The sequence below is a fragment of the Shewanella sp. SR43-4 genome (assembly GCF_014163845.1).
GTDB lineage: Bacteria > Pseudomonadota > Gammaproteobacteria > Enterobacterales > Shewanellaceae > Shewanella > Shewanella vesiculosa.
The window spans coordinates 1-2010 of the sequence record NZ_JACJEB010000042.1; the positions used below are offsets into that span (position 1 = coordinate 1).

A 2010-nucleotide genomic window follows, 5' to 3' on the forward strand; every position below is an offset into this window, starting at 1 on the left:
TATAAAAGTGCTATGCAGACCTCGTAAACACCTATGCATCTTTTTTATCTGCTAAATTGTCATATTTAACCTGTATTTTTTGTTAAATAATATATTTACAACAAACACTTACAAGTGATATTTTGGCGAAGAAACTTACAAGAAAGCAGGAGGTTATCCTGCTGCTAATCAATAAGCTGTTATAACTCATTATGAATATTCAGCCCAGAATCACGACATATATCACTTCAGCACTTGGAGGTTATTTTTTAGCGTTCTTTGTTGTCGCTATTGGAATTGCATTGTTTTCTGTTGAAAGCTTGGTTCCACCAATGATCCCGATTTTTATTTTCTCTCTAATAGTGGCAATTCCTGTAACAGTTATATCGTCAATCGTAGGCTACCCAATTTTCAAATTTATATTCCATAAATTGCAATTGCCTATATTCCAAAGGCTGCTCGTATCAGGGGGTATATCATGTATTGCCTGTATTTTTATTTATGCCATTGGATTCAATTTTGCCCTCGGAGCACTTGATTTACCTGATGCTATTGTAAATATGTCGGGTGCACTGCTAATGCTATGTGTTGTAGTTCTCCCATGTTCAGCACTAGTATATTGGTACATTGAAAAATGAGTTATAACAAGCCAAGTCAGCGGGAATTTTACTCGCTGAAAAACACTCATAAAATCCCCTGCTTGGGGCGTTAGGCTACAAATTATAGAGAGGAGTTGTAATGAAGTTTTTTTCCTTATTAATTGTAGGACTGGTATTTTCCTTATCGGTTCAAGCTTCTGATCAGTCTGAAGTTGAAAGTGTTGTTGATAGGTATTTTGAATCAATACTGGTTTATGATACAGCAATCATGTCAAGCATGATGCATCCTGAAGCTTTAAAACGATTTCGAACGCCAATTTTAAACGCTCTCGAAGGAAGTAAACGTGAGCAGGCGAAAATGGAGTTGTTACCTTTGTTCTCCGTCTCAAATGTTGAGCAATACAAAAGTTTAACAGATGTAGAAGCATACAAGCGACTTAACGATTTTGTCGCGAAAGCACAACCACAATTGATAGCGTTAATGAAATCTACAGACTTTGAGGTTGTTAATATTGCTTTGAAAGGTGACATCGCCTACGTAAATTACACTTTAACTATGAATATTCAAGATCAATCAGTTGAGAAAGATGTTGTTCAGAAGTTAAAGTTGCATGACGGAAGTTGGATGTTGCTTTTGCCACCAGACGGAGAGGCTACAATCGCAGGTATTGAGGCCCGCTTTAAGTAGCCTAACAAAACCATCAAACCGACGCCCTTCCGCCTCGTTTTCTGGGCTTGCCGCGAGCGGCAGTTTAGCCCAAAAAACGCTCTGGTCGGTTGCGGCTTATGGCAGCGTTAGCACACTATAGAACCAAAGATATGTCATATACCATTAACGGCGAAGAACCGAATATAATCGGAAGTGAATGCGAAGGTTTTATTCTTAGCCAGATACAAGAGGATTTTCAAATTACCGATCCTGCGAATGTCGTATATTTGAAATTTAATGGTACTTGGTACCGTTTGTATTTTGATGGTAATACGGTGTTTTGGAGGAGTGATGAGAATGTGGCATTCGAACCTGTAAACGGTAATTTTGATTGTTGTACCACTATTTTAAATTTAAATGAAATGGATGGTATTGTTGGTTCCAAGCTTGAGTCAATTGTATATTCCTCAACAGAAAGCGAGGTTATTGCAGCACTTGCCTTTTCTCAAGGAAAAACCCTAGAACTAACACACTATGGTAATCAAGATGTTACGCAAATCAAGTGCTAACAAGGCCAGCCAATCTGACCTCCGTAAACTGTCTTCTTTTTTGCAAAAAAACGCAAAAAAGCAGCCAATTCACTCCGGCAGTTGCTGGCGGCGTTAGTTGCACAAGGATACAGTGTTGAATCAAAGTATTGAGCCGAAAAAAGAAGATTGGTTTTTTCTCTATATTCTTCCCGCATTCTTTTTAGGAATGGCGGGCTATTCAATCATTATGCTT

General features: G+C 38.3%; 2 protein-coding genes. Both read left to right on the plus strand.

Annotated elements, in window-relative coordinates; translation table 11 throughout:
• The first annotated feature begins 717 nt into the window (after positions 1-717).
• Complete coding sequence (locus H5123_RS20285) at positions 718-1266, plus strand: hypothetical protein (RefSeq protein ID WP_182699089.1); 549 nt, start codon at positions 718-720, stop codon at positions 1264-1266.
• Positions 1267-1364: 98 nt separating this feature from the next.
• Complete coding sequence (locus H5123_RS20290) at positions 1365-1796, plus strand: hypothetical protein (protein WP_182699090.1); 432 nt, start codon at positions 1365-1367, stop codon at positions 1794-1796.
• The last annotated feature ends 214 nt before the right edge of the window (positions 1797-2010 follow it).